Origin of the sequence: Iodobacter sp., assembly GCF_025352645.1 — a bacterium.
In the GTDB taxonomy this organism is placed as follows: Bacteria; Pseudomonadota; Gammaproteobacteria; order Burkholderiales; family Chitinibacteraceae; genus Iodobacter.
Genome location: NZ_JANXSO010000179.1, coordinates 1 through 6082 on the forward strand (window position 1 = coordinate 1; position 6082 = coordinate 6082).

The window sequence follows — 6082 nt, forward strand, 5'->3', positions numbered from 1 at the left end:
CTTACCGTTACCGACGGCAACTACTTCGCCCATATCCGGCTTTTCAGCAGCGTTACCTGGCAACACGATGCCAGATGCAGTTTTTTCTTCAGCTTCAACGCGTTTGATTACTACACGGTCATGCAAAGGACGAATTTTCATAGTGTTCACTCTCCAGATAAAAAGTGGCATTCATTAACTACAGAACGCTGTTAGCACTCAAGGCTAACGAGTGCTAAATAATGTGGGCGCAACAAGGGCTTTTCAAGTGGGGAATGGGGATATTTTTAAAGTAAATTGGCGGGGGTGTACCTTTATTGCATACAAGGCAGCGCAGTTTGCACGGTATATCGCCACCGTTTAGCCTTGGGCTACAGTGCTAAATCATATAGGGGCAGGCGCTAAGCGCACGGCAATGCGGCTTCAAGGTAAGATGTTAATTAATGTTACGCACTCAAAACCCAAGTCTTAAACCACAGAGAACACAGACAGCACGGCGTTTCACAGAGCAAATAAAGCCCTGTTTTGAGCTTTTCTTTGTGTCCTTTGTGCTCTTGTTTTTTTCTGTGGTTCAAGGTTTAGCGTTATTTCATTAAGGTTCTATGTCACTTTTTTGGCGCATATGGGGTGAAACCCCAGTGCTATCAGCTTAAGGGCACTGTTGATCGTTAAACCTTAAGCGATCAACTTAAATCTATCTATTGCAAGCGTTGAAACATTATAGGGCGGGTGCAACCCGCGTTTTTCCCAGTATTGCTCGCGGGTTTCACCCGCCCTACGAATGGCATATTGCTTAAGTTGTAGTATTGGGTGAAACCCGCCCCATGAATGGCATCTTGCTTAATTTGGCACTTATTTTAAAAGGAGATATGTAATGAGCGACGCTACTATTATTTTACAACAAGCTCACACGAGGGCGGAATCATCCCATTTGGCATATCAAGGGGCGCTGACACCCGCCGAGGCTGCGGTTTTATTGGTGGCATTGCCAAACGTAAAGCTGGTGGATGTGCGCACTCACGCAGAATGGCAGTTTGTAGGGTTTGTGCCTGAATCAGAAATGATTGAATGGAAAACTTACCCAAAAATGGAAACCAACCCTCACTTTTTGGCAAGCTTGCAGGCTGCGGTTGATCCAGATGCCGTGGTGATGTTTTTGTGCCGCACCGGTGCCAGATCTCATGACGCGGCGGCATTGGCCAGCGCCAATGGCTATAGCCAAGCATTTAATATCTTGGAAGGCTTTGAGGGCGATAAAAACACCGCAGGCCAACGTGGCCAAGTTAATGGCTGGAAAGCGGCCGGTTTACTTTGGACTCAGGGATAAATCTAGTCTTGATTAGTGGGATAGTTCAGCAAAAATAATTTCAAACATTTATAAAGGCAAGAAAATCGTCATTCCCGAGTGTTGTTATTGGGGATCCATAGATTTTAAGCGCTGCAGAGCTGGATTCCCGCCTTCGCGGGAATGACGATTCAATCCGTTGGGCAGCAAGAATGGCCTAACCCACCTTACGATCACCTTGTTCTTCTACAGGCATTATTTCTACCCTTCAAACAATACCAAACACCGCTCTGCATTCTGTGGGTGTGAGATGACGGTGGAGGTGATGCCATAGGTGGTGGCGAGTAGCTCGGGGGTGAGCACTTGCTGCGGTGTGCCGTAAGCCACTTGGCTGCCGTTTTTTAGCAGCAGCAGGTGGCTGCACCAGCGGGCGGCAAGGTTTACATCGTGTAATACCACCGCTACTGCAATATTTTCTTCACGGGCGATACGGCTCACTACGGCGAGTAAATCGTGCTGGTGGCGTGGGTCTAGGCTGGCGGTGGGCTCGTCCAGCAGCAGATAGCGCGGCTGATCTGGGTTGGCCAGGATTTGCAGCAGCACACGGGCAAATTGCACCCGTTGTTGCTCGCCACCCGATAGCTGTGGATAGCGGCGCTTGGCCAAATGGCTGATATCCGCTAGCTGCAAAACGCGCTGGCTTAGCTTGGCGACTTGCTGTGGTGATAATTCGGCAAAGGGATAAGCCCCCATTGCGATCACTTCTGTCACACCCAAGTCAAAGGTCAGATTAGGATTTTGCGGCAGCATGGCACGCTGGCGGGCCAGTCTAGCTGCAGGCATCGTTAAGATGCTTTCACCCTGTAAGCTGATCTCGCCATGATAAGGAGTGATTTCTCCTGCCAGTAGGGACAATAGCGTGGATTTACCCGCGCCATTTGCACCCAGAATAGCGGTGATTTCACCACGGCGTAATTCTAAAGAAATAGCATCCAGCGTAAGCTGGCTGCCGCGTTTAAAACACAGATTGTGGGTATTTAATAAGCTGGGCATGGTTATTTTCGCACCATCAAAAGCCATAAAAAGAAAGGCCCACCGATTAGGCTGGTCACAATGCCGATGGGTAGCTCGGCGGGCTGGGCCACGAGCCGAGCAAGGCAATCGGCGGCGACCAGCGCGATGGCGCCGCCCAGCATGGCGGCGGGGAGTAAGCGGCGGTGGTCGGCTCCGGTCATCATTCTGACCAGATGCGGCACAACCAGGCCAACAAAGCCGATGCCTCCTGTGGCGGCAACCAGCGGGCCAATTAATAAGGCCGTAAGCAGCACCAATTTGCGGCGCACCGCTTTGATGGGAAAGCCTAAATGCTGTGCTTCACGCTCACCCAGCAAAAGGGCGTTCATGGCTCGCCAGTGGCGCAGCACCAGCGCAGAAATAATCAGCATCAGCGGGCTGAGTGTGGCTAGCAGCGGCCAGCTGGCACCGGCTAAGCTGCCCATATTCCAAAAGGTTAAGCTTTTTAATTGCACATCATTGGCCATATACGTCATCAGCCCAATTAGGCTGCCGCAAATGGCGTTGATGGCGATACCCGCCAGCAACAGCCCCGCCATGCCCGGATAGCGTTTGCCCAGATGATAGGCCAGCGCGGTGGCGATTAAGCTACCAACAAAGGCCGCAGGGGCGAGCACCATAAAGCTGCCGCCGCCAAATAAAATAGCGCAAACCGCACCTAAAGAAGCGCCTGAGGAAACACCGAGTAAGCCGGGTTCTGCCAGTGGATTACGAAACAATGCCTGCATGGCCGCACCCGTTAACGCTAACACCGCCCCTGCCAGCGCGGCAAACAGCACGCGGGGTAAACGCAGATCCAGCAATACGCTATGCCAGAGCTGTAGCTCGGTGCCGGTTTCAAAAGTCTGGGCGCTAAATAAAAGCTGTGGCAATACCTTAAGCGGAATCGCCACCGCGCCGCTGCTGGCTGAAATCATCATCAAGAGCAGCAGCAAGCCTGCCAGCACCCACAACAGCCTGTTGGATATCTGCGGCACGCTGCTTGGTGGATGAGTGATTGCGGTCATAAAAAATCCAAAAGTGTGTGGCGGGGACGAACCCAGATGGGCTAAAAAATATTGAGTCAGTGCAAAGTCTTGAACCCTCGATCTCATCGAGAGCAGAGCGTTTTACAGAGAAAATGGGTGCTTTAGTCTGTGGTTTATGTTGCGGTAAAAAAAGCGTTTGCAGGCTAGGCGATTACCGTTCGGCGAATGCTTGGCTGAGCGACGAAAAGCTGTCGTACACCAAGTGATTACGGCCTACGCTGCGTTAAAACATCGTAGGGCGGGTGCAACCTGCGTTTTTTTGGCATCGCTCGCGGGTTTCACTCGCCCTACAAGTTTTGCTTAAGTTGATAGGATTGGCTTGAAGCCCCGTGCCACGGGCAGCGATAAAACTCAGGAGCTTGGGTTTGAAAGTGACTATATCAAACCCAAAAAAAACTAAACTTAGCTCCTGTTTTTCTCCGTGAAACGCCGTGTTCCCTGTGGTTCAAGGTGTTGGTTGTGCTGGGCTTACTTACTTCGCCGCCTGCTTTAACTGCTGCAAAGCTTCTGGCAGGCGGATGCCAAAGCCCAGTAGCAGTAAGTCATCCATCACGATGATTTTCTTGTTTTTAGCTGCGGGAGTCTGCGCAAGGCCAGGCATGGCAAGGACTTTTTCTATGCCACCAAGGTTTTGAATCGACATGCTCGATAGCACAATTACATCGGGCTGCAGCGCCACAATGCTTTCCATGGCCAGCGGTTTGTAGCCCTGCTGTTTGGCGAGCACATTGTTTAATCCTGCTAGTTTTAGAATGGCATCGGCGGTAGTTTCACTGCCTGCGCCTTCTGGGCTGCCGCTGCGGCTAATCAAAAGCAGGGTGCGGGTGTTGCTGGCCGGGGCCTGCACCACCTCACGTTTAAGCCGAGCATTAATGGCTTTGCCTTTTTCCACTTCTTGCACTGCGCTGGCAATTCCTGTGATGCGTTGTTCTAGCGCGGCTAAATTAGGCGCGCTGGGTAACACGATGACAGGCACTCCGCTGCGTTGCAGTTTAGCCAGCGCTTCGGGTGGGCCAGCTTGATCAGAGGCCAGCACTAAGTCTGGCTTTTGCGCTAATACCCCTTCTACTGAAAAAGCACGGTAGTAGCCCACCTTGGGCAGCTTAGCTGCGGCCGGTGGGTAGCTGCTGGATTGATCAACGGCCACTAAGCGCTGTTCTTCGTTCAGGGCATAAACAATCTCGGTGAGCGATCCGCCTAAGGTGACAATTTTTTTAGGTGGAGCGGCCAGCGCAGGGCCGATCAGCGCCAGCAGTAGGGTGGAGGCAAGCCATTTTTTCATGAGATTAGCCTGCCAGTGGGGTGGTGCATAGATCGCACATCAGCTTGCGCCATTCTGGCAGCTCTGGCACGCCAGGCTTTCTTGCGCCAAAGAACTGCACAATCAGCTCGCCATTTGCGGTGTAAACCTCTAGCGATGTCACCCAGCCATCGCTGGTTGGCTTGTTGACTACCCAGCATTCGCTGATGGCGCTGGTATCCAGATGCAGATTAAACATCGGGTCAAGAATATTGAACCAAGGGCCAGTGCGCAGTAGTTTTTGTACTGGGCCAGAGTGGATTTGCACCATGCCACGGTTGCTAACAAAACACATAATGGCAACTTGCAGCTCTGCTGCGCCTTGCAGCATGGTTTCTACGGCATCAATGGCGACAACTTGCGCCAGATCTGCACCTGCTGCTTTGAGCGCGCCAAGGCGAGTCACTTTATGTTGTTTCAGCATAGGGAAAAAGCTATGCGTATCGGTTAAAGATTGCCAGTGTGCGCGCAAAGCCGCTGGGTCTTCAGTGTGACTTGGTGTGCTGTCGGCTGGGTAGGCTTCAATCTGAATCGCAGGGATTTGCTCTGCGGCCAGCTTTTCTACAAATGCGCCGTAAGCGGTCACATCGCTGTTGTCCGTGATATACACCTTATGAATGGCAATGCCTTCAGCGTCAAAAAACTGCACGCTGAGTCGGCCATTTTCCGTCACGGCAAAAGCGTGTTTCCAGTTGGAAAAAAACATCCGCAAATCGATATCTTTACCCAACACCATGCCCACCGGCCCTTTTGTGTGGACTTCTTCGTAGCGGCCATGGCGCTCGTGGACACACCAGTCGTTACGGCTGAGCACCATTACTTCGCCAAGGCTGGCTAGCTCGTTGAAGATTTCCTGTGGTGTGCCGTTTAATGCTTTGGCTGCAACGCCACATTGCGCGGCAACCAGCTCGGCTTCAGATACTTGCAGGCGAGTGGCGCGCTCTCTTGCACGCAGCTTAGGCTCGGCGGCCATCAGGGCATCGTAATTGGCTTTCAGAACGGCAACCCGTTCTTGGGATGATTGTGCATGCATGGTGTTGTCCTTGTGGCCTTGTTAAGGCTAAAAAAAAATCGCAAGTGATGTGATGTGAGGTGTGCAAATGTTTTTCTTGCGCACCGTTCTAAAAAAATACAAAACATAAAAAATATGTGAATACAGGAGCACACAGGTTTGAAAACTGGTGCTATGTAGTGATTGCTTTTTTAGTGCCTTCGGCACGCTGATTTCGGTGCGGGTGTCCCCGCGTGGGCCTCACTTTCTTGCTTCGCCAAGATAGTAAGCAAAGAAGGCGACCCGGTAAGGTTCACACTCATAGGTAACACATTCGTCCAAGGACATAGGTAACACTTCTCTGGTTTGTGATACGCACAACTGGAGCACGTTATGCCGTGGAATGAGGTGAAACCGATGGATGA

Annotated in this window: 6 protein-coding genes; 1 reads left to right on the forward strand and 5 read right to left on the reverse strand. The window is 51.6% G+C overall.

Features of this window, described 5'->3' with window-relative positions:
- Positions 1-141, reverse strand: a 141-nt coding sequence (locus Q0R17_RS19695) for a co-chaperone GroES (protein WP_293938210.1), incomplete at its 3' end; no start/stop codon positions are given.
- Positions 142-853: 712 nt separating this feature from the next.
- Between Q0R17_RS19695 and Q0R17_RS19700 the strand changes: the two genes are divergently transcribed.
- A complete protein-coding gene (locus tag Q0R17_RS19700) occupies positions 854-1306 on the forward strand; it encodes a rhodanese-like domain-containing protein (RefSeq protein ID WP_293938200.1) in 453 nt (150 codons plus the stop codon).
- Positions 1307-1525: 219 nt separating this feature from the next.
- Here Q0R17_RS19700 and Q0R17_RS19705 read toward each other — a convergent pair whose 3' ends face one another.
- The 4 genes from Q0R17_RS19705 to Q0R17_RS19720 all read right to left on the reverse strand — a co-directional run bounded on the left by Q0R17_RS19705 (position 1526) and on the right by Q0R17_RS19720 (position 5699).
- Positions 1526-2317 (reverse strand): heme ABC transporter ATP-binding protein, encoded by a 792-nt coding sequence (locus Q0R17_RS19705; RefSeq protein WP_293938202.1) that lies wholly within the window; start codon positions 2315-2317, stop codon positions 1526-1528.
- A gap of 2 nt (positions 2318-2319) precedes the next feature.
- Positions 2320-3345: an iron ABC transporter permease gene (locus Q0R17_RS19710; protein ID WP_293938204.1), complete on the reverse strand. Its 1026-nt coding sequence runs from the start codon at positions 3343-3345 to the stop codon at positions 2320-2322.
- 493 nt (positions 3346-3838) lie between these two features.
- Entirely contained in the window at positions 3839-4648 is an 810-nt protein-coding gene (locus Q0R17_RS19715) for a hemin ABC transporter substrate-binding protein (protein ID WP_293938206.1), read from the reverse strand.
- A gap of 4 nt (positions 4649-4652) precedes the next feature.
- Complete coding sequence (locus Q0R17_RS19720) at positions 4653-5699, reverse strand: hemin-degrading factor (protein ID WP_293938208.1); 1047 nt, start codon at positions 5697-5699, stop codon at positions 4653-4655.
- Between the last annotated feature and the right edge of the window lie 383 nt (positions 5700-6082).